22 protein-coding genes, 1 tRNA gene and 2 rRNA genes are annotated in these 26,523 nt (G+C 38.9%); 10 read left to right on the top strand and 15 right to left on the bottom strand.

Annotated features, from left to right (window positions below):
* Positions 1-66 precede the first annotated feature (66 nt).
* From AC4PG5_RS08815 to AC4PG5_RS08800, 4 genes are all read left to right on the top strand, one after another.
* Positions 67-2,948: ribosomal RNA gene (locus tag AC4PG5_RS08815) — 23S ribosomal RNA — on the top strand.
* A gap of 81 nt (positions 2,949-3,029) precedes the next feature.
* Positions 3,030-3,140: ribosomal RNA gene (gene rrf / locus AC4PG5_RS08810) — 5S ribosomal RNA — on the top strand.
* A gap of 186 nt (positions 3,141-3,326) precedes the next feature.
* Positions 3,327-4,481: an IS256 family transposase gene (locus tag AC4PG5_RS08805; RefSeq protein ID WP_492028566.1), complete on the top strand. Its 1,155-nt coding sequence runs from the start codon at positions 3,327-3,329 to the stop codon at positions 4,479-4,481.
* Positions 4,482-5,025: 544 nt separating this feature from the next.
* A tRNA-Met gene (locus AC4PG5_RS08800) sits at positions 5,026-5,101 on the top strand.
* A 71-nt stretch (positions 5,102-5,172) separates the two neighbouring features.
* On the opposite strand, the gene AC4PG5_RS08795 is transcribed toward AC4PG5_RS08800, so the two are convergent.
* From AC4PG5_RS08795 to AC4PG5_RS08770, 6 genes are all read right to left on the bottom strand, one after another.
* On the bottom strand, positions 5,173-7,953 hold the full coding sequence (locus AC4PG5_RS08795) for an alpha/beta hydrolase family protein (RefSeq protein ID WP_492028565.1): 2,781 nt from the start codon (positions 7,951-7,953) through the stop codon (positions 5,173-5,175).
* 93 nt (positions 7,954-8,046) lie between these two features.
* Positions 8,047-8,979 (bottom strand): ribosome small subunit-dependent GTPase A, encoded by a 933-nt coding sequence (gene rsgA / locus AC4PG5_RS08790; protein WP_492028564.1) that lies wholly within the window; start codon positions 8,977-8,979, stop codon positions 8,047-8,049.
* A 66-nt stretch (positions 8,980-9,045) separates the two neighbouring features.
* Positions 9,046-9,606 carry a ribosome recycling factor gene (frr, locus tag AC4PG5_RS08785; RefSeq protein WP_492028563.1) on the bottom strand — a complete coding sequence of 187 codons (561 nt, stop codon included), beginning with the start codon at positions 9,604-9,606 and terminating at the stop codon, positions 9,046-9,048.
* Positions 9,607-9,657: 51 nt separating this feature from the next.
* Positions 9,658-10,572 (bottom strand): DMT family transporter, encoded by a 915-nt coding sequence (locus AC4PG5_RS08780; RefSeq protein WP_492028562.1) that lies wholly within the window; start codon positions 10,570-10,572, stop codon positions 9,658-9,660.
* Between the two features lie 226 nt (positions 10,573-10,798).
* Positions 10,799-11,509, bottom strand: a complete 711-nt coding sequence (gene pyrH, locus AC4PG5_RS08775; protein WP_492028561.1) for a UMP kinase — start codon at positions 11,507-11,509, stop codon at positions 10,799-10,801.
* Between the two features lie 40 nt (positions 11,510-11,549).
* Positions 11,550-12,872 (bottom strand): MATE family efflux transporter, encoded by a 1,323-nt coding sequence (locus tag AC4PG5_RS08770; protein WP_492028560.1) that lies wholly within the window; start codon positions 12,870-12,872, stop codon positions 11,550-11,552.
* A gap of 247 nt (positions 12,873-13,119) precedes the next feature.
* On the opposite strand from AC4PG5_RS08770, the gene AC4PG5_RS08765 reads away from it, so the two are divergent.
* Entirely contained in the window at positions 13,120-13,698 is a 579-nt protein-coding gene (locus tag AC4PG5_RS08765) for a hypothetical protein (RefSeq protein ID WP_492028559.1), read from the top strand.
* Between the two features lie 91 nt (positions 13,699-13,789).
* On the opposite strand, the gene AC4PG5_RS08760 is transcribed toward AC4PG5_RS08765, so the two are convergent.
* The 5 genes from AC4PG5_RS08760 to AC4PG5_RS08740 form a co-directional block, all read right to left on the bottom strand.
* On the bottom strand, positions 13,790-14,863 hold the full coding sequence (locus AC4PG5_RS08760; protein WP_492030724.1) for a zinc-dependent metalloproteinase lipoprotein: 1,074 nt from the start codon (positions 14,861-14,863) through the stop codon (positions 13,790-13,792).
* A 699-nt stretch (positions 14,864-15,562) separates the two neighbouring features.
* The gene (locus AC4PG5_RS08755) at positions 15,563-16,777 is read right to left on the bottom strand and encodes a clostripain-related cysteine peptidase (RefSeq protein WP_492028558.1); all 1,215 of its coding nucleotides are present in this window, start codon (positions 16,775-16,777) and stop codon (positions 15,563-15,565) included.
* Between the two features lie 88 nt (positions 16,778-16,865).
* Positions 16,866-17,648: a biotin--[acetyl-CoA-carboxylase] ligase gene (locus AC4PG5_RS08750; protein ID WP_492028557.1), complete on the bottom strand. Its 783-nt coding sequence runs from the start codon at positions 17,646-17,648 to the stop codon at positions 16,866-16,868.
* Positions 17,632-17,988, bottom strand: a complete 357-nt coding sequence (locus AC4PG5_RS08745) for an MmcQ/YjbR family DNA-binding protein (RefSeq protein ID WP_492028556.1) — start codon at positions 17,986-17,988, stop codon at positions 17,632-17,634. Before AC4PG5_RS08745 ends, AC4PG5_RS08750 begins: the two co-directional genes overlap by 17 nt.
* Positions 17,989-18,001: 13 nt before the next feature.
* Positions 18,002-18,367: a YraN family protein gene (locus AC4PG5_RS08740; protein ID WP_492028555.1), complete on the bottom strand. Its 366-nt coding sequence runs from the start codon at positions 18,365-18,367 to the stop codon at positions 18,002-18,004.
* A gap of 132 nt (positions 18,368-18,499) precedes the next feature.
* Between AC4PG5_RS08740 and AC4PG5_RS08735 the strand changes: the two genes are divergently transcribed.
* The gene (locus AC4PG5_RS08735; protein WP_492028554.1) at positions 18,500-18,733 is read left to right on the top strand and encodes a hypothetical protein; all 234 of its coding nucleotides are present in this window, start codon (positions 18,500-18,502) and stop codon (positions 18,731-18,733) included.
* A gap of 4 nt (positions 18,734-18,737) precedes the next feature.
* Entirely contained in the window at positions 18,738-19,175 is a 438-nt protein-coding gene (locus AC4PG5_RS08730) for a nucleoside deaminase (protein ID WP_492030723.1), read from the top strand.
* 32 nt (positions 19,176-19,207) lie between these two features.
* On the opposite strand, the gene AC4PG5_RS08725 is transcribed toward AC4PG5_RS08730, so the two are convergent.
* Genes AC4PG5_RS08725 through AC4PG5_RS08715 form a run of 3 tightly spaced genes read right to left on the bottom strand, consistent with a single transcriptional unit; the run spans position 19,208 to position 20,925 of the window.
* On the bottom strand, positions 19,208-19,474 hold the full coding sequence (locus AC4PG5_RS08725) for a DUF4834 family protein (RefSeq protein WP_492028553.1): 267 nt from the start codon (positions 19,472-19,474) through the stop codon (positions 19,208-19,210).
* A gap of 56 nt (positions 19,475-19,530) precedes the next feature.
* Positions 19,531-20,226 carry a CDP-diacylglycerol--serine O-phosphatidyltransferase gene (gene pssA, locus AC4PG5_RS08720; RefSeq protein WP_492028552.1) on the bottom strand — a complete coding sequence of 232 codons (696 nt, stop codon included), beginning with the start codon at positions 20,224-20,226 and terminating at the stop codon, positions 19,531-19,533.
* A 12-nt stretch (positions 20,227-20,238) separates the two neighbouring features.
* Positions 20,239-20,925, bottom strand: a complete 687-nt coding sequence (locus AC4PG5_RS08715; protein ID WP_492028551.1) for a phosphatidylserine decarboxylase family protein — start codon at positions 20,923-20,925, stop codon at positions 20,239-20,241.
* A gap of 161 nt (positions 20,926-21,086) precedes the next feature.
* Between AC4PG5_RS08715 and dnaE the strand changes: the two genes are divergently transcribed.
* The 3 genes from dnaE (at position 21,087) to AC4PG5_RS08700 (ending at position 25,626) form a co-directional block, all read left to right on the top strand.
* Positions 21,087-24,890, top strand: coding sequence for a DNA polymerase III subunit alpha (dnaE, locus tag AC4PG5_RS08710; RefSeq protein WP_492028550.1), 3,804 nt, complete (start codon positions 21,087-21,089; stop codon positions 24,888-24,890).
* A gap of 62 nt (positions 24,891-24,952) precedes the next feature.
* Positions 24,953-25,267, top strand: a complete 315-nt coding sequence (gene trxA / locus AC4PG5_RS08705) for a thioredoxin (protein WP_492028549.1) — start codon at positions 24,953-24,955, stop codon at positions 25,265-25,267.
* Positions 25,268-25,290: 23 nt separating this feature from the next.
* Positions 25,291-25,626 (top strand): hypothetical protein, encoded by a 336-nt coding sequence (locus tag AC4PG5_RS08700; protein WP_492028548.1) that lies wholly within the window; start codon positions 25,291-25,293, stop codon positions 25,624-25,626.
* Positions 25,627-25,720: 94 nt separating this feature from the next.
* On the opposite strand, the gene AC4PG5_RS08695 is transcribed toward AC4PG5_RS08700, so the two are convergent.
* Positions 25,721-26,446 carry an RDD family protein gene (locus AC4PG5_RS08695; RefSeq protein WP_492028547.1) on the bottom strand — a complete coding sequence of 242 codons (726 nt, stop codon included), beginning with the start codon at positions 26,444-26,446 and terminating at the stop codon, positions 25,721-25,723.
* Between the last annotated feature and the right edge of the window lie 77 nt (positions 26,447-26,523).

The raw sequence follows: 26,523 nt of genomic DNA, 5'->3' as shown, positions 1-26,523 counted from the left end.
AGTAAGAGCTAAAAGTATATATCAAACTTTACGCATGTTACTTTTATAGTAACAGTGAACGTTTGTAAGAAAGTAAATAAGGGCGCATGGCGGATGCCTTGGCTCTCGGAGGCGATGAAGGACGTGATAAGCTGCGATAAGCTGCGGGTAGGTGCAAATAACCTTTGATCCGCGGATTTCCGAATGGGACAACCTGATATTTTGAAGAAATATCATCCTGATTATGTCAGGAGGCTAACGCAGGGAACTGAAACATCTTAGTACCTGTAGGAAAAGAAAATAATAATGATTCCCCTAGTAGTGGCGAGCGAACGGGGAACAGCCCAAACCATCCATGTTACGGCATGTGATGGGGTTGTAGGACCACGTTGTGGAATCTGTTTAAATGAGAAGAATGATCTGGAAAGTTCAACCATAGCGCATGATAGTTGCGTATTCGAAGTTTAAAAGATCCTAGTGGTATCCTGAGTAGGGCGGGACACGTGAAATCCTGTCTGAATCTGCCGGGACCATCCGGTAAGGCTAAATACTCCCGAGAGACCGATAGCGAACCAGTACTGTGAAGGAAAGGTGAAAAGCACTTCGAATAGAAGAGTGAAATAGTCCCTGAAACCGTGCGCCTACAAGCGGTCGGAGCAGCTTTATGCTGTGACGGCGTGCCTTTTGCATAATGAACCTACGAGTTACTTTTACCGGCCAGGTTAAGGATCTTGAGATCTGCAGCCGAAGCGAAAGCGAGTCTGAATAGGGCGTATAGTCGGTAGGAGTAGACGCGAAACCAAGTGATCTACCCTTGACCAGGTTGAAGGCTAGGTAACACTAGCTGGAGGACCGAACCAATAAGCGTTGAAAAGCTTCTGGATGAGTTGAGGGTGGGGGTGAAAGGCTAATCAAACTTGGAGATAGCTCGTACTCCCCGAAATGCATTTAGGTGCAGCCTCGTGAGTTACTAATGTGAGGTAGAGCGACTGATAAGATGCGAGGGCTTCGCCGCCTATCAAGTCTTGATAAACTCCGAATGCGCATTAGTTTAATCACGGGAGTGAGGGCATGGGTGCTAAGGTCCATGTCCTAAAGGAGAAGAATCCGGACCACCAGCTAAGGTCCCCAAATATACACTAAGTTGAACTAACGAAGTCAGATTGCTAAGACAGCTAGGATGTTGGCTTGGAAGCAGCCATTCATTTAAAGAGTGCGTAACAGCTCACTAGTCGAGGAGTTTGGCGTGGATAATAATCGGGCATTAAGTGTATTACCGAAGCTGTGGGATATGTAAATATCGGTAGGGGAGCATTCCACTACGCGTTGAAGGCCAAGCGTAAGCTTGTCTGGAGCTTGTGGAAAAGCAAATGTAGGTATAAGTAACGATAAAGGGGGTGAGAAACCCCCTCGCCGAAAGACTAAGGTTTCCTGATCAACGCTAATCGGATCAGGGTTAGTCGGGTCCTAAGGCTCAGCCGACAGGTGATGCCGATGGCAGAACAGGTTAATATTCCTGTACTACCTTTAAGAGTGACGTGGGGACGGAGGAGTGACAATGCCGCGAACAGACGGATGTTCGTTAAAGGGTGTAGATGTTGATCGATACAGGCAAATCCGTATCGAGAGTCGAACCTGATAGTATGGAGCGTTCTTCGGAACAATTCAATAGCGCATGTAACCATACTCCCAAGAAAATCCGCTAAACATAATCTTTGAGGTACCCGTACCGTAAACGGACACACGTAGTTGGGTTGAATATACTCAGGCGCTTGAGTGAATCACGGTTAAGGAACTAGGCAAATTGACCCTGTAACTTCGGGATAAAGGGTCCCACAGCGATGTGGGCGCAGAGAATAGGTCCAGGCAACTGTTTAACAAAAACACAGGGCTGTGCAAAATCGAAAGATGAAGTATACAGCCTGACACCTGCCCGGTGCTGGAAGGTTAAGAGGAGATGTCATCGCAAGAGAAGCATTGAATTGAAGCCCCAGTAAACGGCGGCCGTAACTATAACGGTCCTAAGGTAGCGAAATTCCTTGTCGGGTAAGTTCCGACCTGCACGAATGGTGTAATGATCTGGACACTGTCTCAACCGTGAGCTCAGTGAAATTGTAGTATCGGTGAAGATGCCGATTACCCGCGATGGGACGAAAAGACCCCGTGAACCTTTACTATAGCTTAACATTGAATTTGGGCCATTGATGTGTAGGATAGGTCGGAGACTTTGAAGCAGGTACGCTAGTATTTGTGGAGTCGCTGTTGAAATACGACCCTTTGATTGTTTGAGTTCTAACTCGCTTTTGCGAGGACATTGTTTGGTGGGTAGTTTGACTGGGGTGGTCGCCTCCAAAAGTGTAACGGAGGCTTCTAAAGGTACCCTCAGGACGATTGGTAACCGTCCGTAGAGTGTAATGGCATAAGGGTGCTTGACTGGGAGACAGACAAGTCGATCAGGTAGGAAACTAGAGCATAGTGATCCGGTGTTTCCGCATGGAAGGGACATCGCTCAAAGGATAAAAGGTACTCCGGGGATAACAGGCTGATCCCTCCCAAGAGCTCATATCGACGGAGGGGTTTGGCACCTCGATGTCGGCTCGTCACATCCTGGGGCTGGAGAAGGTCCCAAGGGTTGGGCTGTTCGCCCATTAAAGTGGCACGCGAGCTGGGTTCAGAACGTCGTGAGACAGTTCGGTCTCTATCTATCGTGGGCGTATGAAATTTGCGTGGCTCTGACACTAGTACGAGAGGACCGTGTTGGACTGACCTCTGGTTTACCAGTTGTGCCGCCAGGTGCATCGCTGGGTATCTAAGTCGGGATCGGATAAGTGCTGAAAGCATCTAAGTACGAAGCCGGCCACAAGATTAGATTTCTTAGGGTCGTTATAGACGATGACGTTGATAGGACGCAGGTGTAAAGGTGGCAACATCAAAGCCGAGCGTTACTAATTGCCCGTGCACTTTCTTACAAACGCGCGTTGTTTGTTATATCCATTTAGCTATCCTTTTTAGGAGTCTAAATTTTTACTGTACACATGTCATAACCTTTTTTAGGTGGTTATAGCACGAGGGTTCCACCTCTTCCCATTCCGAACAGAGAAGTTAAGCCTCGTCACGCCGATGGTACTGCGTAACAGTGGGAGAGTAGGTAGCCGCCATTTTGATTGACCCTTCGATTCAGTAATGTTTCGAAGGGTCTTTTTTTTGTGCCGCTCGTACTGTTTTGTACCATGCAATACTATTTGACCTTGTCTTGTTTTACCTTGCCTTCTTATCGATAGCGTTTTAAAAAGTGTGTAAATCCCAATATTTCTTAGATTTGTATTGTAACCTAAAATGAAAGAGAAATGGAATTTACACAAGAACAAATGTCTGAAATTATTTCTTCACTTACAAATGGTAAAGAAGGATTTCAGGAATTAATCCGTTTAGGGATGGAATCCTTAATGAAATCAGAGCGTAAGATTTATAATTCTCAGACTGATGATGTGAGTAATGGCTATCGTGATCGTCGAGTATGTCATGGCGGTCAAATGTTTGAGATTCGCGTTCCTCGGAGTCGTGAGAGCAACTTTTATCCTGTTTTATTAGGGGTACTTAAAGATCAAGAAGCTGAAGTTCAGCGCTTAATTTGTAGTTTATACGCTCAAGGCTTGACCACCAAGCAAGTTGGTGATATCTCTGAGGAATTTTACGGTAAGCATTATAGTAAGAGTCAAGTAAGCCGGCTCCTTGATACGGCACGTGGAGATGTTTCTGCGTGGCTGAACCGTAGATTAGATGCACGTTATCCAATCGTTTATATTGATGCTACGTATGTTGCCACCAGGCGCAATGACTCGGTTTCAAATGAAGCATACTACGTAATATTAGGAGTAAAAGAAGATAGAACTCGTGAGGTCTTATCAATTGTGAATTTCCCAACCGAAAGTGCTTCCAACTGGCTTGATATATTCGATGATATAAAAGAAAGAGGAGTTAGTGAGATTAATTTATTTGTATGCGATGGCTTATCTAGTATTGAAAATTCTATCGCACATGCATTTCCTGGTGCAGATATCCAATTGTGCACGGTGCATTTAAAGAGGAATATATTGGGGAAAATTAAACCTCGAGATAAAAAAATAATTGCGGCTGAAATGCAGATAGTATTTAGGCCAGATCAAGATTTGGCCACCCCTGAAAGCTCACATAAACAATTTCTAGATTTTATAGATAAATGGGTGAAGAGTTACCCCATGCTTAAAAGGTATAAACATGAAAGGTACAAATTCTATTTCACTTATTTCAAATATGAGAGAGAAATAAGAGGTATGATATATACAACCAATTGGATTGAACGACTCAATAAGGATTTTAAAAGAGTGTTGAAAATGCGTGGTGCGATGCCAAACTATGATTCTGTGATATTATTGCTTGGCAATGTGGCTATGAATAAAGATGTATTTAAATATCCAATTTACAACTTTCTTGAGTCAAAGCTTTTTATCAAAACAGAATAATTATATTTTTGAGAAATATTTATGCCTAAGAAATAAAACATACACACTTTTCTGAACATTACCCTTTGACCCTTTGATACCGTCTTGTCTTGTGTTATGGGCATGAATTTTTTATACTCCTCTTGTATCTCCATCTCTTATCAACCATCATCATTGAAAAATCATGGTCGTACTGTAACTGCAGCATTTTATGGATTTATTATTGATGGGTCTGCTCTCTCTTGCGGTTAATCTTATTTTTGTATGTTGTTTTTCCAGTGTACTGGGTGAGTGTGGGTAGCACTTGTTGGATGACTCACTAATTTGATGATCTGCTGTCGGTTAATTTGTTCCAAGATGCCTTTAGCTGAATATTGATCTCTAGAGGTGGTTGATTTCGCTTTTGGAATTGCCTTGTTTAGATTTGGTGAGTGAATGCCGCTTATAGGACTGCTTGATCAGTTTTAATAGTATAAATGATACTTTTTGTCGTATTTATGCGGATTTAGGGTAGATAAATTTGTTTAGTAGTTTATAAATCCGTATCTTTGCACCCGTTAAACATCGCGGAGTGGAGCAGTTGGTAGCTCGTTGGGCTCATAACCCAAAGGTCGTCTGTTCGAGTCAGGCCTCCGCAACCATAAAAAACGGGGAGATTCTATAAAGAGTCTCCCCGTTTTTTTATTAAGGTCTTTCACCACCTTTTTTATCTTTATTCTGCATTCTCTGTTCCAAAGTATTCTCCTTTTCTAGTAGAAGGTATGCCGGTGTTCATCCAAGCAGGCATGGGGGCTGCTTTCAAATAGTAATCGAAGAACTGCTGTAAACGTATGGATAAATCTTTCATATTACGTCGTTCTTTCAAGTTATGATCTTCATTGTTGTACTGTAACATCCAAACCTTTTTCCCTAGTCTTCGTAAAGCCATGAAGTATTCTATACCTTGATACCATGGAACTGCGCCATCTTTGTCATTATGCATGATTAATAAAGGTGTTTCTACATGGTCTGCTTTGAATAATGGAGAGTTGGCAATATAGAGTTCCGGACTTGCCCATAAAGTTTGACCTATACGACTTTGGGTATGTTCATATTGAAATTGGCGACTGATTCCTGTTCCCCAGCGAATTCCACCATAAGCACTAGTCATATTTGATACTGGCGCACCGGCTCCGGCTGCTTTAAACAAGTTAGTGCGAGTGATTAAGTAGGCAACTTGATAACCTCCCCAACTCTGTCCTTGGATAGCCATATTTCCTTTATCTACCCATGAATTTTTGGCTAGAGCTTCACTACCTGATACAATGCAGTTATAAGCACATTCTCCAGGAATGCCTGTGTTGTATACAATATCTGGGACAAAGACCAGATATCCACGACTACAGAAGAATGGGATATTTATAGTTGAGCGACTTGGCGATGGTGCATAATAGCTATATAAGTTATCCGATCTTCTTTCATAAAAATAGATAATGACTGGATATTTTTTTGTCGGATCGAAATCTTCGGGTTTGTATAACAACCCCTCTAATGGTGTACCATCATATGCATTCCATTTATATAATTCAGCTGTTCCCCAATTATAATCCTTCATTTGTGGGTTAATGTCAGATAACTGCTTTGATGTTTCCCATAAAGTTGAGGTTGTATATATATTGGGAGAAGTCTGAAAATTCGATTTCTGATAAATATATATATCTGCTTCTTCCGCTTTTCTTAAAGAGCTAAATGTAAAATGATCTAATAATGGAATCTGAAGGCGACGCTTTTTACGCATATTTAGGCTTGCGATACCATGCTTCTTAGTGGTATGATCGAATATGTCTAATAATAGAGGTTTCTCTAGTGAGATGTAATCATACTCCGGATTAATTTTGTTAATATAGGATTTAGGATTTAGATACCGGAACGTGCGATTGGTTTGTCTGCCCTCGCCTTGTGTTAAATTAACAGCTGTAGCGTTGCCAGTAGAAAATTTCCAAATATCGAATTGATCATAGATCAAAACGTCTTTGTCATTGTTAGTCCATCCTGCAATACCATAAGGTTCTGGATAGCTTGGGATGTCAGATTTTTCGTCCCAAAAAGCTACTTTACACGATGCTGTTAGGCACAATGTTTTGTTTTTCGCAATATCAAATAAATGCCATTGCTTGTTCGGTAAATCATACCAAATAATATATTTTCCTGATGGCGAGCTAGAGATCTGAGTATATTTTCCACTAGAGATGATGGTGCGGCTTCCATCCTTTAGATTAATAATAGAAAGTTTTACCGTATTTTGCACATCCCATTGCTTTTCTATGACATGTCCAGTTTCATCCACTGAGAGAGCTATAGAGGCATTCCCTTTATTGATTAATTCTATATGATCAAAGAAGCTTGTAGTTAATGGTATTAGTCCTTTTGGGTCTTCTTTGTATATGGCTAGATAGGTTTTCTTTAAATCTTTCTGCAAGTTGACGAGTTGGGTAGGAGGAATGCGATCGTCAATATAGTTCCAAAGGTCTAATGATGCCGTTTCAAAGGGAACAATAGTGGTATCTTTAGGTGCTCTTATAGGGGCAATTCCCAGATAAATGTGGTTGGAGTTCTGGCTGAAAAATGGATTACTATTCTGATTTATACCCCAGTTTTCTGGTAAATTGGTTTGATAATTCTTATGGATAAGGCATTTAGATTCTTTTTTGAGCAGATCATATTGGAAAAGTTCACAACGTTTATCTCCGGTCTTTGTACTATCTTCTGAAGCCAAGTAGAGTAATTTATTGCTTTCTTCATTGAATGTTGGCAAAGAATGATAGGCTTTGTTTTCTGTTAGCGTATCAGTCTGTCTTGTGGTGTTATCATATAATAAGATTTTTGTTTTGTCTTTCTGATCTGAAACTAGAGCCGTAATAAATTTCCCTTTCTTATCAAAAGCATATTTATCTACGTGTCGCAGAGTGTCGCAGTGATTCTGAGCTAAGTGAAGGACTAGTAATGTTGTTTTTGTTATAGACTTTTTCTTTCGTTTCTCTTTGGGGATAAAAGTTGTATCACTACTCAGAAGGGCAATTGACTGAAAGTCTATTTCTCCAGTGCTATATGAACTGATCTCTTTAAACTTCTTGATTGTTCGATCCGTTAAATCTATTACAGCCAAAGAATCCTTAGGCATTTTGTCTGATTTAACCTTCTTTATTTTGGCATTTCTAGTATCCGAATATAAGGGTTTTATGAGACATACTGCATACTTTTCATTAGGAGTTATTTTGATGTTGTAGCCTCGTGGTATAATTAGTTTTGAATCCTTTTTTAAGAAATGGATTGCTAATACCCCATCTCCTTCTTGGGGACGTGTTTCATAGGCTGCGATATTCCCTTTTTTAGAAATTATGGAAGAACTAATGTATTTCCATTGATCATATACGCTATGATCAAGAACTTTTTTCTGTGCAAAAACAGGAGTTGCAAGAGATAAGATGATATAAAATAAAAATAGCTTTTTCATTGTATTAGTAGTTCTGGGATTATAGCTATTAGCCTATATTCTCAATCTAAGACTGTTTTGATATGCTTTAAGGCAGATCGATAGGGCTTATTATCAATACCCGGCACGGTATTTTCCTTCTTCTTTATCTTTGAGCATGCTTAAATAAGAGGTGTAGCGCGATTCGCTGATTAAGTGCTGTTCTACAGCTTCACGTACAGCACATCCCGGCTCATTTTGATGAGTACAGTTGCCGTAGCGACAGTTTTCTGATGTTTTAAAGATCTCAGGAAAATAATGTCCAATTTCTTCATCTTCCATGTCGAATGTTCCAAAACCTTTAATTCCCGGAGTATCAATTAAGTAACCTCTGTTATCTACCGGGAACATTTCAGAGAAAGTTGTGGTGTGCATTCCTTTATTGTGGTATGATGATATTTCTCCTGTTTTCAATTGGCATTCTGGTAAGATGGCATTAATTAGAGTGGATTTTCCAACTCCTGAATGACCGGAAAATAGAGTAATTTTTCCTTCAAGGTCTTTCTTGATGGTTTCAAGACCTTCTCCTTTTTGAGCTGAGACCTTAAAGCAAGGATAACCAATGTGAGTATATAGTGTAATGAGACTTTCTAAATAATGCAGCTCATCTTCATCGTATGCGTCAATTTTGTTGAAAATCAGTTTTACAGGTACGCGATAAGCCTCGGCTGATGCTAGAAAACGATCAATGAATGTTGTGGAAGTTTCTGGATAGTTGATGGTTACAACAAGCATTGATTGATCGAGGTTGGCGGCAAGAATATGAGATTGCTTAGACAAATTTGAGGATCGACGGACGATGTAATTCTTTCGATCCTCTATTTCACTGATGAAAGCAGTTCCTTCTTGATTAAGAATGATTTGGACTCTATCGCCAACAGCTATCGGGTTAGTACTGCGAATGCCTTTTAGACGAAAGTTCCCTTTTATCTTACATTCGATCGATTGACCGTTATCGGTTTTTACAAGATACCAACTTCCGGTGTTTTTTATAACGAGTCCACGCATAGGGTGTTAAAATGAGTAGAGGATTGATAAAGATGTGCTTTGTCAATCCTCTAATGTATGAATAGATTAAACAGTCATGATCTCTTTGTCTTTCTCAGCTAATAGGTCATCGATTTGTTTGATATATTTATCGTGGATCTTTTGTAACTTAGCCTCTGCATTTTTTTGCTCATCTTCAGCTAATCCATCTTTTACAGCTTTCTTCAAGGTATCATTACCGTCTCTTCGAGCATTTCTTACGCTAACTTTGGCGGTTTCACCTTCTCCTTTACATTGTTTGCTTAGTTGTTTACGACGTTCTTCTGTCAACGGAGGAATTCCCAAACGAATCAGTTCACCATTGTTTTCAGGAGTTATGCCAAGGTCGGAATCCATAATGGCTTTTTCGATAATGCGGAACATCGCTTTGTCCCAAGGCTTGATGGTTATGCTGCGAGCATCCGGAGTGCTTAGAGCGGCTACATTGCTTAAAGGAACCATGCTTCCGTATGAATCAACACGTATTCCGTCCAATAGTCTGGTGCTTGCTTTACCGGCACGAATATGAGCCAATGACTCTTCAAGGTGCATGATGGCCATTTCCATTTTTTCTTCTGCGCTACTGATACAAGTCTTTACGTCTACCATATTTTTGATGATTTTAAGTTGCTCAAATGATTATTAACGAACAAAAGTATACTATTTTTTAGTTATCTGCAACACCATACTCATCTTTTTTAAGGTCTTCTGACCGATGATGATAAGGCTTACAGCTGCTATAATCATTGATATGCCGATGATTAAGCGTATAGTCAGCTGCTCTCCAAAAAGCAAAACGCCAAAAAAGAGAGCAGTCACCGGTTCGAGTGCTCCTAGTATGGCCGTTGCGGTTGAACCAATATGATGTGCTGAGAGCGTTGTGAAAAGCAATGAGATAACAGTTGGAATGACGGCTAAAGCGATGATGTAGGTCCATGAGATCGGAGAGGTCACGAGACCCAGATGCGTACAGAAGTGTAATCGTACAATGTATATCGATAATCCAAAAACTAAAGCGTAAAAAGTTAGCTTTAATCCCGATAGTTCCTTTAGGGACGATCGATTAACTCCAACGATATAAAGAGCGTAAGCTAATGAAGAGAGCAATACCAAGATAATTCCAATGGTGGATAACGGTTTACCATTGTCTCCTCCTTTGTATAATAAAGCAATACCCAATAGAGCGAGCATAATAGAGAGAATGGTGATAAGAGATAGCTTTTCTTTAAAGAAAAGAGCCATTATGATGGCCACCATTACGGGATAAACAAATAAGATGGTTGATGCTATTCCTGCATCCATGTAATGGTAGCTTTGAAATAAACACAATGAAGACATTGAAAATAACAAGCCTAAAATCATCAGTGGAAAGATCTCTTTTGTTCGCAAAGCGAATGACTCTTTTTTGATCTTCATTACAATTGCAATAACGATTATGGCTAATGCATAACGGTAAAATAATACGGAATCTACGCTCATGCTTTCGGCATAGAGTGGAAGAGTGAATAGGGGGTTCATGCCGTAGCTAATAGCAGCAACTGTTCCGTAAATAGCCCCTTTGACTTTTGAGTTCATTTCGTTCTTCTAAATAAACGTCTATAATTTGTGCGAAGTTATAGACTTTTACAATGATAAGCAAGAATGTCGGAGGATTCGTTGAATGATTTTTCCTATTTAAAGAATTTTGACGGAAGAAGCGAAAAAGGTCGCATTGTAAGTGAAACATTCAAACAAAATCTCAGAGGTGTAAGCGAGACTTTTGCTTGAATGTTTGTATGGTTTCGGGGAAATTTTGTTTGATTTAGTTATGTACTAAAGTGCCAATAGATTCGCCATCTATCACTTTTTCCAAATTGCCGACTGTATCCATATCAAAGACGATTATTGGCAGATTATTCTCTTTGCACATGCAAGTCGCTGTAAGATCCATGACCTTAAGTCCGCGCTTTAAGACTTCGTCGTAAGTGATATCTGCAAACTTCGTGGCTGTAGGGTCTTTCTCCGGGTCGGCTGTGTAGATGCCATCCACGCGTGTGCCTTTTAGCATGACATCAGCCTCAATCTCAATGCCTCTTAACGAAGAGCCTGTATCTGTTGTAAAGAATGGATTACCGGTTCCCCCAGACATGATGACTACTTCGCCGGCGTTCATGTGCTCTATCGCTTTCCATTTACTGTAATATTCGCCAATTGGCTCCATGCGAATAGCGGTTAAGACACGAGCTTTTACGCCAATTGCAACCAAAGCGGAACTAAGAGCAAGGCTGTTAATGACAGTGGCCAGCATACCCATTTGATCGCCTTTCACGCGGTCAAATCCTTTATTGGCGCCACTTAAACCACGAAAAATATTTCCTCCACCAATAACGATGCCTATTTGTACTCCTTTTTCATGGATGTTTTTTATCTGCGTGGCATACTCGGCTAAACGTTTCTCGTCGATACCGTATTGTTTTTCACCCATTAAACTTTCACCACTCAGTTTTAATAAGATTCTTTTATAGTTTGCCATATTCAATGCAATTAATTTCCGCAAAGATACACCATTCTCCTTATACCTTCTTCGTTTTAGATAATATTTTTCTACCCATCTGAGTCTGTATGATACCACGTGCCGCTAAATAGATGATAAATGCTAACCACAAGGCATGGTTACCATATTCATTTTGGAATGCGTAGTAAATGATGAAAAAGAGGGCTGAAGCGATAAACATAGCATGCAACATTGGTCGTGTAGCTGTTGCACCAATGAAGATGCCGTCCCATAGAAAGGCTGAGAAACCGGCAATGGGTATGACAATAGCCCAATAGTAATAGGTTTTTGTTGCTTCAATTATGGTTTGTTCGTTAGTAAGTAGGTTTAAGAAATGTTGTCCGCCAATCGCATATAATAGACTAAATAATAATGACAGCCCAATTCCCCAGTAAAAAAGCTGACGGATTGTATGATGGAGAGAGACTTGGTTTCGGGCTCCAATGTAACGTCCGGCAAGAGCCTCACCTGCATAGGCAAATCCATCCATAATAAATGAAAATAGAGTGAAGAGTTGCATCAATAGCGTGTTGACAGCTAGTATTGTTTCGCCTTGCGAAGCTCCGGCTGATGTGAAAAATAGGGTGACTGAAACCAGACAGAGGGTACGAAAGAAGATATCTCTGTTGACTTTAAAAAAACGAGCCATTGCCGTTCTCTTAAAGATCGAGAGATGGATTGAAGGATTTTGCCGTTTATTATAGTAGAACCACCATAACCATCCGGCTAGTATAAATCCGGCATATTGGGCGACTAAAGTTCCTAGAGCGACTCCATCTATTTTCATTTTAAGCAAGGCCACTAGACAGATGCTGACTGTGATGTTTACGATATTTTGTGTGATAGCAATAAGCATCGGAAAACGGGTATTTTGCATGCCGATAAACCAGCCAATGAAACTATAAAGCCCAAGAGTCGCAGGGGCTCCCCAAATACAAATATTAAAATACAAGGTCGCGGATTGTCTTATTTCGGGAGTCGTGTGAATGATATAATTAAAAACAAATTCTTTTAAGGGGTAATGAAATAGCAATAGGATTAAACTAATGAGTAGTCCTATACCGAGCGATTGATAAAGCAATTGCTGAGCTTCTTTCAAATCTCGTTTTCCGTAAGCTTGTGAGGTCATTCCACTAGTACCCATACGTAGAAATCCGAAAAGCCAATAGATGATATTAAATAACATCCCGCCAACTGCTATGGCTCCAATATAAATTGGAGAACCAAGATGTCCTACAATGGCAACATCAATCAGACTCAATAAAGGGACGGTTATATTAGAGATGATTGAGGGGAGAGCTATTTTAAAAATTTGACGATTGATATAAGAGTTCATAGCCATAGGTCGATAAGTTCAACTACAAATGTAGGTATTTTAAGCTGATTTTGATGGTTTGTCATTATAATAACATTTTTTATGTGTGGTGGTTTGTGAAAAAAGATACCTTTGCAAATACATGGATTTGAGATATTGTTTGCTTATGAGAATATTTGGCTGTTTAATGGTTTTGTGTTTTTATTTACTTCCTCTTTTCCCTCAAGATAGACCTATTGATGACCTTTTTCGAAGGGTGACAGAAGCAATTGAAATGAATAATTCTAATCAGGCGATTGTTCTTTTTAAGAAAGCGATTGACCAAAATAGAGTTCAAGCAGAAGTCTATTATTGGACGAATAAAAAAGCAAATGTTGTTCTGTTTTCAAAACTGGCTTTGGAACTTGCTCTTGAATCAAAAAAGGAAGGAAATTATGATAAAGCCAATACTTTCTGTCGAGAATTGATTTCATATGCTTCTGACCATGTAGAGTATTTGTTGTTATCTGCAGAAATTAATTTCTCTTTAGGTTATGAGAAGCAGGCTGTTGCTTTCTATGAGAAAATCTTAACGATTGATGAAGGACATGTTAAGGCTAACATTTTCTTAGGTAACTATTATTATTTGCTTGGTGAGAAATATAAAAAGGAGTTACAAGCCGAGTATAAAAAGAATCTCACGCCGACGAGAATGCAATATGCGAGGTATCGTGATCGCTTATTTACTATTTTCTCCGAGAATTATCTGAAATCACGACTCTTATTATCGCGTGTTATGACCAAATTCCCTTCTTCTGAGATCAAAAAGACGTTAGAACGAATAGCTTTGGTAGAGGCAGAAGTTAACCGTTAGGTAGATCGGCTGTGGTAGATATACTATTTAAACGCCCCGCTTTAAACAGTAACTGTTTAGAACGGGGCGTTTAAAATAAAGGTTTATTGCTCTATTTAAGCATTTGCATGGGGAACTCCTGAGGTCCGTCAACTGAACGGGTACGGGTTCTAGTCACTTTAGGTCCCGGAATAAATGGACTGTGGTTAAGTACATAACGTATTCTCTCTTTTTGTTCCGGTGTGAAACGATTAACATAAGAGATTGAATAATCCATAATATTATTAGGAGTCGATTCGAGATGAGTAATGCAGTCTCTTCTTTTCATTAAATAAGGTAGATCGGCAAAAGTAAGCTTGGTGCCATTTATTGGGGTGTAATTATCGAGGAAGGTCTCGTACTCGGATCTGTTATAGGCAGGGGTGTCGTCGCAATAATCGGTATTCTCGCAAACATCGGTGCTAAGCTCGCCATTGATTTTTTTTTCATTGAAAGCATGGTGAAGCCCCAAGTAATGCCCAAGTTCGTGGGTTAAAGTGGCCACGACGTCTACTGTGTTATAAGATCGTCCTTCTTGGCTTTGCGCTTCGTTGATGTAAGCGTTGTTGATTGAAACGCAGTGCGGGTACGGAAGATTAGAAAATTGGGGCGTAAATGGTAAATTACTCAAGCCATCTAAATAATTGGGTGACACGGTATAAGGCAAGTGGGATATTCCTAATGTTTTTTTATCGGTAAATGTATATAACATAATGTTAATATAGTTGTTGGGGTCCCAAAGCATGTTAATAACATTCTTATCGTTGCTGGACATAAACGTCTCGCAGTCCATAGTTGGGGTATCCCATAAAGTGCGTTTTACACCTGCTTCTTCAAGTGCTTTTCCATTAGGATCTTCAGTCGCTAATACAAATTCTAAATTAATATCTGTACTATTTCCCGATCGGTTGCTATATAATGCATTGCAAGCTGTGATAATTTCTGCTGCTCTACCTCTTTTCATATACTGCTTACTATCCGTCTGATCTTTGTACAAGACATGGAAGATGACAGGTATACGATAGTGGTGGGTTGCAAGTTCGTCCTTTTGGGGCATTTCTGGATCTGGAGTAATAGGATCTCCCTTACAGCTGCTTATAATGACAAGGATCAGTAATGCCCAGTAATTTAATAATTTTGTTTTCATCATTTGATAGTTTGTATTTAATGCTTTTAACCGTTTTGTGCTACTAGTCTTTGGGGGTATTGCTTTTATTCGACCATTTGGAGTTAGAAAACAAATGTATTAGAAAATATAGAATAAAGGGTTGAAACTTTCTTTTTTTTATCTTAAATCCTGATAAAACCTTATTCCTAAGCTTCAATTTTATCTTCATAAACTGTCATTTGTTATTTAGACGTTTGCTTTAACTGCCTTTGAAGTTGCTTTAATCGTTTAGCAAGTTTTTTTTCTTGAGCCCTTGTTCGAAGGCTCTTCGGCCCTCGAACGAAAACCCATGAGCCTTCGAACGAGGGCTGAAGAGCCCCCACTCGAGGGCTCAAGAAAAAGAGCTTTTAAAATGACTAATCAAGTGTAACCAACGATTAGTTACTATTGATTATAAGGTTATGTGCTGTGTTATTTTATCACATTCTAGTGTATAACTCTGCTGATAGGCTTGAAATTAGTGTGAGATAGTGTGGGATCCCGCCCATTTAGTGTGGGATAGTGGCCTTTTGATAACATCCCACACTTTACTCAAGGCCTCATGAATAGGGCTTTTCGAGGATTTTTAGTGTGGGTGGTGTGAGATAAATCACATTTGTTTATTGTTGGTAAAGTCATGTCATGCCATCTATTTTAATCGGGGATTAATTGGCAAAGACTGCTATTGCTAAAAGACTGTTATTGAGCAAAGATTTCTCTCCATCCTACCGCATTATACCACGATAATGTTTTGTAGAAATTGTCATATTGAAGATTTATTCCTTTGGGAACATATGAGGAGATGCCACAAGCGCCTGTCATAGGAAACATTTTTAGAGGTAGCGTATATTCGTATGCTGCATAAACCTTTGGAGTAGTTTCGAATTGAATAGATGCATTAAGAAATGCCGATTTCCAAGTATCGTAGTTTGAGTTGTTATGAACGGTCAGTTCTTTTATCACTCCATCGAAATCGTAGTATTGATAATATTTTGTTCCTCGTCCGTAAAAAAGGATTTGTTCGGTATTTATGTATTGAGGGTCGGAAACGAAAGTCGTAATGATGTTTTTAGTTTCTTGAGCTAAGTTGTCTAAGGCGCTACTTTTGATGACTCCAATGGCCACACCACCGGTCCAATCATTATCGCTTGTCCAGACGCTACCGTCATAAATTTCACTATACGGGGCATAGTATTGATGGGCGATGCCTTTTGCTAAATCAGCCCCTTGTTTTGAAGAGCATAATGCAGGAACAACGTTTTGGTAGGGAGCACCAGGTCCCGGAATTTCTGTTGGAGAACCAATGAAGTAATCCGCATGCGAACGGAGTTCGTAGGCTACTTCGATCGACTGCATGAAACAAGCATCAAATAAGATGAAGTCAAAATGAGGTGCAGCGGTTAATGCTTCATTCAAGTCCTGAATGTCCATGAAATGTGTGATTTGATCTTGTCCCCACCAACGGGTGGTTGCCGATAGGCGGGATGCGGCGGCGGCAGGTAGCCAAGCATCGCCATGCGACCAAAAAACAATGCCATACGATTCCGCAGGAAATTTCGTATAAGCCTCTGATAAGATGGATTTCATCTCCTTAACTCCGACTGAATTTTGATTGTCGTAATTCTTGATGGTTTTTTCTATAACTGTTCCATTCGAAGATTTTGTTAGATGTATAAGTTGAGTTCTATCATAATTATCAATATAAATTAGGAGATTATATTGCCTAATATCAACACTTTTTAAACCTTGCTTCATTTCGTTGATATCACCGTTGACAAAGTCGGATAGGGAGTTTTGGCCTGCAATATAGATTAATACGGTACGTTTTTTTGTGGTCGGTAGATCAGGTTCGTTGTTACAACTCATGAGTAGAGTTGTGAGAATCATGACGATAAATAAATATTTTTTTTTCATGCTTTTTCTTCTGCCCTTTATAATGGTCGTTTTTTCTGTTTAAGCAAAGATATAAAAAAGAATGACAGTTATGCTTTGGTGGTGTTTTTTAATACCGAAATAGGTTTTGGTTTGGATTTATAATCTGTTGAACTTCCTTGAATTGGTAGGCCTTGATTTCACCAGTTTTTTTCTCTATGATTAATTCTCCGCTTGGTTTCACTTCGACTACTTTACCTTCAAAACGCCCTTCTTTATCTGCATAGGGATGCCAACCTTCTTTCCTAAATAAAGATTGATGGTAGGATTGGGCGATAAAACCGATGTTTCCTTCTCTCAAACTATCATAGTAAACTCTTAGTTGCTCAATGATTTGATCTAAAATCTCAGATAGGGAATGTTTGGTTTGAGTGATTTGATAGAGGGATATCGGATTGGGTGCCGAACTGTGGAACTTTTCTTGATTAATGTTTAGTCCAATTCCAATGATGGACCGATCAATATGCGTTCCGGTCAGTGTGTGTTCGATGAGTATCCCACCAATTTTTTTGTCTTTCCAATAAATGTCGTTTGGCCATTTGATTGTGATCTCATTCGTGTATTGATCTAACGTGTTTTTGACGGCTAACGATACGATTTGGGAAATATAAAATTGATGGCGTGCTTCGACAAAATCAGGAAAAAGGAGGATGCTAAATAATAAGTTTTTATAAGGTGACGATTCCCACGTGTTTCCTCTTTGGCCTCGACCTATGGTTTGAAAATCTGCAATTACCGTTGTAAATTCTGCTAATTTGCTGACTTCACAGAGGTCTGCTAGATAACTATTTGTGGAAGTAGTCTCTTGAAGATGAATAATAGGGTATAAACCTTCATTATTTAATGTTTTCATACTCAGTTCGTAGCTGTTTTGTGAATTTTTTGATGACCTCATCGTAAGAATGGTCAATGAGAGCTTTGATGAGTTTATCATTGACATCTTGATCAAAATAAATGCAATTCCAATATTTTTTATTGAAATGATAGGCACCCTCTATTCCTTTATATTGTTCACGGAGTTCGATAGCTCTATTGGCGTCGCATTTCAACGCTATGCGATCGGCCGTTTCCAGATCAATCAGTGCAAACATCTTACCCATCACTTTCATTACAAGCGATGTCTCATCAAAAGGGAAACACTCGGTAACTCCTTTTTTATTTAAACAATAAGTTCTGATATCTTCTACATTCATCTTTTAATGAAATTTAAAATAGGGGTGGGTAGAAAGCTTCCTTAATATGTTCTATAGAATAGTGGCTTTCATTGCCAACTATTGTTATAATGTCAAAACGAACTGGTGCATCAATCTGAAATAACTTGATATAAGTATTAGCTGCTAGTACCATATGTCTGATTTTTTTCTGATCAACGGCCTCTTCAGGTTTCTTAAAGAGAGTGTTTCGACGAGTTTTGACTTCAACAATGATTAACTCACCCTCTTTAGCTGCAATAATGTCTAGTTCTAAATGGCCTTTATGCCAATTCCTATGCCGGATGGAATAGCCATTATTCTCTAAATATTGGGCAGCAGCATTCTCGCCTAGTTGCCCTAAATCGTTATGCTCAGCCATTCTGTTTAGTCCTTATGACAATCAGATTAGTGTCTTGCACGCTATTATTCTGATTGTATCTATTTCTCTTTCTGCAAATTTACTGTTTTTTTTCTTTGTTTTTACAGAAGGAAAACTAAATTTGCATGAGATATGAAGAAACGGAATAAATATAATTTGAAAGTGCACGTTGATACCGTAAAAAGAGAACGGCGAATGAGCATTTTATTGAGTGAGGAGGAGCAGCTGATTATTGATCGCTATTTGGATAGATATAGGATCACGAATAAATCACGTTGGTTGCGCGAAACCGTTCTTATGTTTATTCATAAAAATATGGAAAAAGATTATCCAACATTGTTTGGAGAACATGACATGCGTCGTTGATTTTATGGTATTAGATGATAATTATTTTATGAGGCAAGCCTTACTTGAGGCTAAAAAAGCTTTTGAACGAGGAGAAATTCCTGTTGGAGCTGTTGTGGTGTGCAAAGAACGCATTATTGCAAGAGCACATAACTTGACTGAGTTACTTAATGATGTGACTGCTCATGCAGAGATGCAGGCCATTACTGCTGCTGCTAATGTTTTAGGAGGGAAATATTTAAAAGAATGTACACTCTATGTGACGTTGGAGCCTTGCGTGATGTGCGCTGGGGCAATTGCCTGGTCGCAGCTTGGCAAACTAGTTATTGGTGCCGAAGATGTGAAGCGGGGTTATCAGAAATATGCTCCAAGCTGTTTGCATCCTAAAACGGTTTTGGTTAAAGGGGTTTTGTCAGAGGAGTGTGCAGAATTAATGAAGTCTTTTTTTGTGGCTAAGCGATAATAGACTTAGCTTTTTAATTCATCAGAATCATTTTATTTGATTTCTTCAAAGTCGATATATTCACCATCTTCTTTGGTGAATATTTTTTTGTGTTTTCGTTCTTGTTGTGTTTCTTCGTTTGTCTTTTCTTCCGAATGAGAGGTCTGGCTTTCTGTTCTCTCTTGCCAGTTTCTTTTAGCTCTTCCTATACCTAGTCCTTGTGTGATTCTAGTGATTACTCTGAATATCGTGCTAATCACTAATCCGCCTACAACAAGTAGAAAAAATATGATGATAAAAATAAAGGCAATAATATGCATATCTTTTTGTTTTACGATGTTATTGTATTCTTACGTACAATAAGCATGCCAAAGTTTTATCTTTTTCTCCAAACGATAAAAGAGAGGACTGTATACCATATAATAATAGCAGCAAATGCACTAATTCCTAGAAATAGAAGTGGAATACTGATCAACAAGAAAGTAAAGCTTATTTTATTATCTTTCCAAGACAGGTTTTTGAACTTTAAAGAGAACATTGGAAGTTCCGACACCAATAGGAATGAGAAGATAAAGATTAAAAGTAGTATAATTAAAACATTACTATTTGCGAATAAGAAGTCTTTTCCTCCTGCGATGAGTGATCCCCAGAAAAAAGCGTTTGCCGGAGTTGGCATCCCTATGAAAGAAGAGGTCTGTCGAGTGTCAATATTAAATTTAGCCAATCGAAGGGCTGAAAAAATGGCAATAATAAATGCTAAATAGGGGATATAGTCTCTATACTCATTTAAAAAAGAAGGATAGGATAGTGCAGGCTCTTTTAGAAAAGAGAAGACGATTAATGCTGGTGCTATTCCAAAGCTGATGTCATCTGCAAGTGAATCTAATTCTTTTCCAATCGGAGAAGGCGCATTTAATAAACGAGCCGACATGCCATCGAAAAAGTCAAATATTCCACTTAATATAATAAAAAGTAAAGCCATTTCATAGCGTGCTTCAAAAGCCATGACGCAAGCTATACAACCTGAGAACAGATTTAAACAAGTAATGGTATTGGGTATATGTTTAATCATGTCTGCTTTCTCTTATTTAAGTTTTGCGATTATGGTTTGGTTTCCGGTCGTCAACTGTCCCATCTTCACGCAAACTTCCGTACCTAAAGGAAGGTATACGTCGACGCGAGATCCGAATTTAATGAAACCCATATGTTCATCAATGAAACAATCTTCGCCAACTTCTGAATAAGTCACAATGCGGCGAGCTACTGCACCAGCTATTTGCCGAGTTAGGATTTCAACTCCTTCCGGAGTTTCAATCACGATGGTCGAACGCTCGTTTTCCGTACTTGCTTTAGGTAACCATGCTTTCATGAAATTCCCATTGTGATGAGCCACTTTTTTGATCTTTCCGTCAACAGGATACCAATTGGCATGCACATTAACAATGCTCATAAAAATAGAGACCATTAATCGGCGATCATGAAAATATTCATTTTCTTCGACTTCTTCAATAACGACAATTTTTCCGTCTGCCGGAGCTACAACAACCTTTGTGGTGTCTTGACCAAATAGTCGGATGGGGCAACGAAAGAAATTCACCATTAAACAATAGACAATGGTACTAGCAAATGCTATGACATAAAATGGGATTTTGCAATCAAAACCTAAGTAAAAGACAGCGTTTAAAAGTAATAGAAATGCTGCGCTAGCTATTAAAATATGTGTTCCTTCGTGGTGAAGACGTATTTTCTTTATTTTTTTTAGATGACTCATGAATAATGTTTAATGATAAATTATCTGCAAAAATAAACTTATTTTAAAAAATCAGCAAGTTATTTGAAGTAGATTTATTGTTGTTGATAACTTTTTGATGAATCTTTTTGTTTATAGCCATTAAGACCGTACTTTTATCCTATCAATTATAACTTATCATTATGCAAGATTTCGTTCATTTACATGTTCATACACAATATTCTTTGCTTGACGGTCAAGCAAGCGTTAGTGCTCTAGTCGATAAAGCCATGAGTAATGGCATGAAGGGTATTGCTGTCACCGATCATGGTAATATGTTTGGGATTAAGGAATTCATTAACTATGTCAATAAGAAGAATGGAGGAACAAAAGGTCTTGTCAAGGATCTTAAGAAACGTTTGAGTCTTCTTCAAAATGGGCAGGTGGAATGTGAAGATGTGCAAAGTGAGATTGATTCGTGCAAAAAACAAATCGGTGATGCTGAAGCTAAATTATTTAAACCTATCATTGGCTGCGAGATGTATGTTGCTCGCCGATCTATGGATAAAAAAGAGGGTAAGCCGGATCAAAGCGGATATCATTTGATTGTGCTAGCTAAAAACTTGAAAGGTTACCATAATTTAATTAAGCTTGTTTCTCATGCTTGGACAGATGGATTTTACATGCGTCCGCGTACGGATCGGAATGAACTTGAGAAGTATCACGAGGGACTAATCGTTTGTACGGCTTGCTTGGGTGGAGAAATTCCCAAAAAGATCACTCAAGGGCTTTTTGCAGAAGCCGAGGAAGCTATTCAGTGGTATAAGAATCTGTTCGGTGACGATTTCTATTTAGAAATGCAAAGACATAAGGCTGTGGTCCAAAATGCGAATCATGAAGCTTATCCTTTACAAGTGAACGTCAATAATCATCTGATAGACTATGCTAATAAATATGGAGTCAAGTTGATTTGCACGAATGATGTCCATTTTGTCAATGAAGAGCATGCCGAGGCACATGACCGTTTGATTTGTTTGAGCACCGGGAGAGACTTGGATGATCCTAAAAGAATGTATTATACGAAGCAAGAGTGGATGAAGACTAAAGAAGAGATGAATGTTCTTTTTTCAGATGTTCCACAAGCACTGAGTAATACGTTGGAAATCCTTGATAAAATAGAGTTTTATTCTATTGATCATTCTCCTATTATGCCAACTTTCGCTATTCCTGAGGAGTTTGGGACAGAAAAACTGTATCGTGAGAAATATTCTGAGAAGGACTTATTTGATGAATTCACTTGCGATGAAAATGGGAAGGTGGTACTGAGCGAAAAGGATGCTTTAGCTAAAATTGATCGTTTAGGAGGATATGATAAACTTTACCGTATAAAGTTGGAAGCTGATTACTTGAAGAAATTGGCTTTTGATGGAGCAAAAAAAATCTATGGTGATCCTTTGTCTGATGAGGTTGTAGAACGGTTGGTCTTTGAATTGTATATCATGAAGACGATGGGTTTTCCCGGTTACTTCTTGATTGTGCAGGATTTTATTAATGCCGCACGTAATGAGTTGGGCGTATCGGTTGGTCCAGGACGTGGTTCAGCAGCCGGATCGGCTGTGGCCTATTGTTTGGGAATAACTAAGATCGACCCTATCCAATATGATTTACTATTTGAACGTTTCCTTAATCCGGATCGTATCTCATTGCCTGATATAGATGTGGACTTTGATGATGATGGTCGTGGTGAAGTCCTTCGCTGGGTGACTAATAAGTATGGACAAGAAAAAGTAGCTCATATTATCACTTACGGCACGATGGCCACAAAATTGGCGATTAAGGATGTGGCTCGTGTCCAGAAACTGCCTCTACCGGAATCGGATCGATTGACTAAATTGGTTCCCGATAAGATTCCTGATAAAAAGCTAAATCTTAAAAACGCCATAGAATATGTACCTGAGCTTAGAGCTGCTGAGGCATCTCCTGATCCTTTGGTAAGAGATACTTTGAAGTATGCTAAAATGCTTGAGGGTAATGTGCGAGGTACTGGAGTACATGCTTGCGGAACCATTATTTGCCGAGATGATATTACAGACTGGGTTCCAGTGAGCACCGCTGATGATAAAGAAACTGGTGAAAAGATGCTTGTGACCCAATATGAGGGTTCGGTTATTGAAGAAACCGGGTTGATAAAAATGGACTTTTTGGGATTGAAAACATTGTCCATTATTAAAGAAGCTGTTGAGAATGTGCGTTTGAGCCGTGGCATTACTATTGATATTGACAACATTGATATATCAGATCCGGTTACTTATAAATTATATAGTGACGGGAGAACGGTTGGTACATTCCAATTTGAGTCTGCCGGAATGCAGAAGTATTTGCGAGAGCTTCAACCGTCGACCTTTGAGGATCTTATTGCGATGAATGCTTTGTACCGTCCGGGACCTATGGACTATATTCCGGACTTTATTGATCGCAAACATGGCCGTAAACCGATCGAATATGACATCCCGGTTATGGAAAAGTATCTTAAGGATACTTATGGGATTACGGTTTATCAGGAACAAGTTATGCTTCTTTCGCGTTTGCTGGCTAATTTTACTCGCGGTGAGTCCGATGCTCTACGTAAAGCGATGGGTAAAAAGTTACGTGATAAGCTGGATCATATGAAGCCTCAGTTTATTGAAGGGGGAAGAAAAAATGGGCATGATCCGAAGGTCCTTGAAAAAATCTGGGCGGACTGGGAGAAGTTTGCTTCTTATGCTTTCAATAAATCGCATGCGACTTGCTATTCTTGGGTTGCTTACCAGACGGCATATCTAAAAGCAAACTATCCGTCTGAATATATGGCGGCGGTGATGAGTCGAAGCTTGTCGAACATTACGGATATTACGAAGTTGATGGATGAATGTAAGGCTATGGGAATACAAACCTTGGGGCCGGATGTCAATGAGAGTAATTTGAAGTTCACAGTGAATACCGAAGGAAATATCCGGTTCGGACTTGGAGCGGTTAAGGGAGTCGGTGAAGGCGCTGTAATGGGCATTATTGAAGAACGACAAAAAAATGGTCCGTTTAAAGATATATTCGATTTTGTTCAGAGAGTTAATCTTAATGCCTGTAATAAGAAGAATATGGAAAATCTTGTTCTTGCCGGTGGATTTGATAGTTTTATCGGATTAAAGCGCGAACAGTATTTTGCGATAAATGCCAAAGGGGAAGTCTTTCTTGAGACGTTGATGCGATATGGAAATCGTTATCAGACGGATCTGGCCACAGCGGTGAATTCTCTGTTTGGTGGTGAAAATGTAGTTGAGATTGCGACACCGGAAGTTCCACAAGGGGTTGAAAATTGGAGTGATCTCGAGAAATTGAATCGTGAACGCGAACTGGTTGGTATCTATTTATCGGCTCATCCGTTAGATGAATATTCTATCGTTTTAGAGCATGTTTGTAACACTCATATGTCTGAAATAGAAAATAAATCGGAACTTGTGGGTCGGGAGATTACTATGGGAGGAATTGTAACTGCCGTTCGTCAGGGAATGAGTAAGAATGGTAATCCATATGGCATCGTTAAAATTGAAGATTATTCCGGTTCGGCTGAATTCCCGTTTTTTGGTACAGATTGGGTGACTTACAAAAGTTATTTAGATATTGGAATGTTTCTATTTATACGAGCTCGTTGTCAGCCTAAGCAATGGAAAGCAGATGAATTGGAGGTGAAAATCACCTCAATAGAGCTATTAGCTAATGTTAAAGAAGAATTGGTGAAGAAAATAACGATTATAGTGCCATTATCAGTGCTTAATTCTGAATTTATTAATGAACTTTCAGTTCTGATAAAAGGAAGTCCCGGAAATGCAGAACTATATTTTAAGATTTCCGATGATGCCGATTCTTCGATGTCGGTTGAGATGCTTTCTCGACCAATTAAACTATCTGTGGGGAAAGATTTAATTAATTATTTAAAAGAACAAACCGAAGTTGGTTTTCATATAAATTGATTATATTTGTGCACCTTTAATTTTAAATTAAATATTAATCAGTATTTATAAAACTAGAAAAAATGGCTTTAGCGATTACAGACAGCAATTACAAAGAAATTCTTGCAGAAGGCAAGCCGGTTGTAATAGACTTTTGGGCTCCATGGTGTGGCCCTTGTAAAATGGTAGCTCCAATAATAGATGAATTAGCCAATGAATTTGGTGAAGAAGTGACTATTGGTAAATGTGATGTCGATGAGAATAGCGACGTAGCTGCTGAATATGGCATTCGTAATATTCCTACTGTTTTGTTTTTTAAGAATGGAGAAGTAGTCGATAAGCAAGTTGGTGCAGTTGCTAAATCTGTATTTGCTGAAAAAATTAAGAATTTACTTTAGACTCATTTCTAAAAATAATAATTATGGGACTGGAAGACGATTTTCTATTGGCAGACGCTGATGACGAGAAGACCATCGCGTTTATTAAAAACTATCTTCCTCAAGAATTGAAAGATAGGTTCTCTGATGATCAGTTGTATTATTTCCTTGACTTGATCGATGAGTATTATGTTGAGAGTGGCATTTTGGAAGCAGAACCTGATGAAGACGGGTATGTCAATATTGACTTGGATAAAGTGGTTGACTATATTGTCGTTGAATCTAAAAAGGATGAAATCGGAGAATTTGATCCTGAGGAAATCTTATTTGTTGTTCAGGGTGAAATGGAATTTGGAAACTCTCTTGGACAAGTAGACTAGATCTCTTCTGATAAAATAAAAAGAAGCGTTCGTGATGATTCACGGGCGCTTTTTTTATCTATCTATAAGTGAGAGGTTGCTGAGGAAAGAATGTTTACAACTCTTCTAAAGCATAATATTGATAATCTCTTAATATCGTTTGAAGAAATTCTTCTGGTGTTCTTTCTTTGGATGTTATCCCTAAAAATGCTGTGATCTTTTTTGCGAGATGTTCTATCCGATTGTGACGATCTTCTTTACTAGAGTGTAATGTGCGTGTGATGACATTGATCTGATCTAGCGACAAATCTCCTGCTTGAGGATAGGCTGGGCGATAATTGGGATCTAGATAATTAAATTCGTCAAGACTAACTGCTATTTTACGATAGCTTTGCTCTTTAATGACTATTGTTCCGGCTGCTAGATCGCCAAGCCTTTGATTCTTTTTAGTCAGTAGTATTGCTAATAATCCTAATCCACCGGTTAATGGTCCGTCTACAATAAATAGCAACCAACGCAATAAGTAGGAGCTGATAGAGGGTGTGCTTCCATCGGCTTTAACCACACGAATTCGCATAACTTTTTTTCCAATACTTTGCCCTTCATTAAAGACTTCCCATAATAGGTGGTAAGTCAATAGTGGTAGAAAAACAATCAAGTATAAAGAAGCATAATGTAAATTAAAGGGGATGTGTGTGATCGATAATAATGTACTTGTAGCGTAAATGTAAATCACAATAACAATGAAATCGATAAGCAAGGCTATCATTCTTTCGCCAATACTTGCAGGGGTCTGATCAATGCGAACAAATTGGCCTGTTATAATTGTTGAATCTGACATCTATTTTTATTTTTTTTCATCGTTGATTGCAAATATATCATAATTATCTTACATTTGTTCGTTGCAAATAAATTTTA

This window comes from Bacteroides sp. QWL-09 (genome assembly GCF_058683585.1).
This window is presented reverse-complemented; position numbering and strand designations above follow the sequence as displayed.

What these genes read in the sequence shown, in the direction of transcription:
- pssA (WP_492028552.1), bottom strand. Translation starts at nt 20,226, where the DNA reads ATGATTAAACATATACCCAATACCATTACTTGTTTAAATCTGTTCTCA.
- frr (WP_492028563.1), bottom strand. Translation starts at nt 9,606, where the DNA reads ATGGTAGACGTAAAGACTTGTATCAGTAGCGCAGAAGAAAAAATGGAA.
- rsgA (WP_492028564.1), bottom strand. Translation starts at nt 8,979, where the DNA reads ATGCGTGGACTCGTTATAAAAAACACCGGAAGTTGGTATCTTGTAAAA.
- AC4PG5_RS08750 (WP_492028557.1), bottom strand. Translation starts at nt 17,648, where the DNA reads ATGAAAACATTAAATAATGAAGGTTTATACCCTATTATTCATCTTCAA.
- AC4PG5_RS08695 (WP_492028547.1), bottom strand. Translation starts at nt 26,446, where the DNA reads ATGTCAGATTCAACAATTATAACAGGCCAATTTGTTCGCATTGATCAG.
- AC4PG5_RS08715 (WP_492028551.1), bottom strand. Translation starts at nt 20,925, where the DNA reads ATGAGTCATCTAAAAAAAATAAAGAAAATACGTCTTCACCACGAAGGA.
- trxA (WP_492028549.1), top strand. Translation starts at nt 24,953, where the DNA reads ATGGCTTTAGCGATTACAGACAGCAATTACAAAGAAATTCTTGCAGAA.
- AC4PG5_RS08770 (WP_492028560.1), bottom strand. Translation starts at nt 12,872, where the DNA reads ATGGCTATGAACTCTTATATCAATCGTCAAATTTTTAAAATAGCTCTC.
- AC4PG5_RS08745 (WP_492028556.1), bottom strand. Translation starts at nt 17,988, where the DNA reads ATGAATGTAGAAGATATCAGAACTTATTGTTTAAATAAAAAAGGAGTT.
- AC4PG5_RS08730 (WP_492030723.1), top strand. Translation starts at nt 18,738, where the DNA reads ATGGTATTAGATGATAATTATTTTATGAGGCAAGCCTTACTTGAGGCT.
- AC4PG5_RS08755 (WP_492028558.1), bottom strand. Translation starts at nt 16,777, where the DNA reads ATGAAAAAAAAATATTTATTTATCGTCATGATTCTCACAACTCTACTC.
- AC4PG5_RS08795 (WP_492028565.1), bottom strand. Translation starts at nt 7,953, where the DNA reads ATGAAAAAGCTATTTTTATTTTATATCATCTTATCTCTTGCAACTCCT.
- AC4PG5_RS08780 (WP_492028562.1), bottom strand. Translation starts at nt 10,572, where the DNA reads ATGAACTCAAAAGTCAAAGGGGCTATTTACGGAACAGTTGCTGCTATT.
- AC4PG5_RS08725 (WP_492028553.1), bottom strand. Translation starts at nt 19,474, where the DNA reads ATGCATATTATTGCCTTTATTTTTATCATCATATTTTTTCTACTTGTT.
- AC4PG5_RS08740 (WP_492028555.1), bottom strand. Translation starts at nt 18,367, where the DNA reads ATGGCTGAGCATAACGATTTAGGGCAACTAGGCGAGAATGCTGCTGCC.
- AC4PG5_RS08760 (WP_492030724.1), bottom strand. Translation starts at nt 14,863, where the DNA reads ATGAAAACAAAATTATTAAATTACTGGGCATTACTGATCCTTGTCATT.
- dnaE (WP_492028550.1), top strand. Translation starts at nt 21,087, where the DNA reads ATGCAAGATTTCGTTCATTTACATGTTCATACACAATATTCTTTGCTT.
- AC4PG5_RS08700 (WP_492028548.1), top strand. Translation starts at nt 25,291, where the DNA reads ATGGGACTGGAAGACGATTTTCTATTGGCAGACGCTGATGACGAGAAG.
- AC4PG5_RS08765 (WP_492028559.1), top strand. Translation starts at nt 13,120, where the DNA reads ATGAATAATTCTAATCAGGCGATTGTTCTTTTTAAGAAAGCGATTGAC.
- AC4PG5_RS08735 (WP_492028554.1), top strand. Translation starts at nt 18,500, where the DNA reads ATGAAGAAACGGAATAAATATAATTTGAAAGTGCACGTTGATACCGTA.
- pyrH (WP_492028561.1), bottom strand. Translation starts at nt 11,509, where the DNA reads ATGGCAAACTATAAAAGAATCTTATTAAAACTGAGTGGTGAAAGTTTA.
- AC4PG5_RS08805 (WP_492028566.1), top strand. Translation starts at nt 3,327, where the DNA reads ATGGAATTTACACAAGAACAAATGTCTGAAATTATTTCTTCACTTACA.